Source organism: uncultured Limnohabitans sp., from assembly GCF_937889215.1.
Lineage (GTDB): Bacteria > Pseudomonadota > Gammaproteobacteria > Burkholderiales > Burkholderiaceae_C > Limnohabitans_A.
In genome coordinates this window covers 1-1,314 of record NZ_CALBEX010000559.1, presented here as the reverse complement: position 1 = coordinate 1,314, position 1,314 = coordinate 1, and the positions used below count along the sequence as shown (strand labels likewise).

The window sequence follows — 1,314 nt, the reverse complement described above, 5'->3', positions numbered from 1 at the left end:
GGGGGGCGGTGGTGGGGGGGGGGGTGAGGAGGGGGGGATTTCCTGGACAATGCCTGCGGGGGCGATGCCTGCATTGTCGCCGCCCCCGGGGCACCCCATCACCTTGCCCGCCAAATATCTTGCCGGCACTTGAATGTGACAGTCCCCGCAGCCAAGTTGTGGCAGCATAAAACCTTTCTTGAAACTTCGTTTGATCACCCCCGCAGGAGCCCGGACCATGCCCACACCCCCCACCCTGAGCGGCCATGTGTCGTTTGGCCTGCAAGGCCGTGTGGTGATCGTCACCGGGGCGGCCAATGGCATTGGCGAGGCCTGCGCCCGCCGCTTTGCCGCCGAAGCCGCCCATGTGGTGCTGTCCGACGTGAACAGTGAGCGCGGCAGCGCCGTGGCCGCCGAGTTGCGCAGCCAAGGCCACAGCGCAGGCTTCATGGCCTGCGACGTCTCGCGCAAAGCCGATGTGGACGCGCTGGTCGACCATGCGATGCAGGCCTTTGGCCGCATCGACGTGCTGGTCAACAACGCGGGTATTTTTAAGGCAGCCGATTTTCTGGACGTGACCGAAGAAGACTTTGATGCCGTGATCAACGTGAACATCAAGGGCTCGTTTTTGATGGGCCAGGCCGCTGCCCGCGCCATGAAAAGCACAGGGGGTGGTTCGATTGTCAACATGAGTTCAGTCAACGCGGTACTGGCCATCCCCAACATCGCCAGCTACAACGTGAGCAAAGGCGGCATCAACCAGCTCACACGGGCCATGGCCTTGGCGCTGGCCGACTTCGGCATCCGCGTGAACGCGGTGGCACCCGGCACCATTGCCACCGAACTGGCCCGCCAAGCGGTGCTGACCAGCGAGGCGGCTGAAAAGAAAATCATGATGCGCACGCCCATGAAACGCCTGGGCGAGCCCGGCGAAGTGGCCAAAGTGGTGGCCTTTTTGGCCAGCGATGCGGCCAGCTACATCACGGGTGAAATCGTCACGGTGGATGGCGGGCGCATGGCGCTCAACTACACCGTGCCTGTTTGAAAAAAGTTTAAAAAAAGATTGAGAGAATCCACTTTGATGAGCACCACGACCGACACACGCCCCAACGATTTAGAGGCTTGGCTGGCCCAAGAAAGCGCCGTGTGCCTTCGCATCGATGCCGGCGCAGGCCCTGGCGTCGCCCGCCCCGACCAAGTGGCGGGCAAAACCGGCTTGCAAGTCATGCAAGCTTTGCTGTCGGGCGAATTGCCTTATGCGCACATGGCCAAAACCCTGGACTTCATGCTGATGGAAGTGGGGCCGGGCCTGGCCATTTTTCAGGGCACACCCGG

At 62.0% G+C, this 1,314-nt stretch carries 1 protein-coding gene and 1 pseudogene; both read left to right on the top strand.

Annotated elements, in window-relative coordinates:
* The first annotated feature begins 217 nt into the window (after positions 1-217).
* On the top strand, positions 218-1,024 hold the full coding sequence (locus Q0341_RS14050; RefSeq protein WP_299514564.1) for an SDR family oxidoreductase: 807 nt from the start codon (positions 218-220) through the stop codon (positions 1,022-1,024).
* Positions 1,025-1,060: 36 nt separating this feature from the next.
* A pseudogene (locus Q0341_RS14045) lies at positions 1,061-1,314 on the top strand (aromatic compound catabolic protein); the annotation flags it as partial.

Bases quoted from the DNA above. Each gene is read 5' to 3' on its own strand.
- Q0341_RS14050 (WP_299514564.1), top strand. From the start codon at position 218: ATGCCCACACCCCCCACCCTGAGCGGCCATGTGTCGTTTGGCCTGCAA.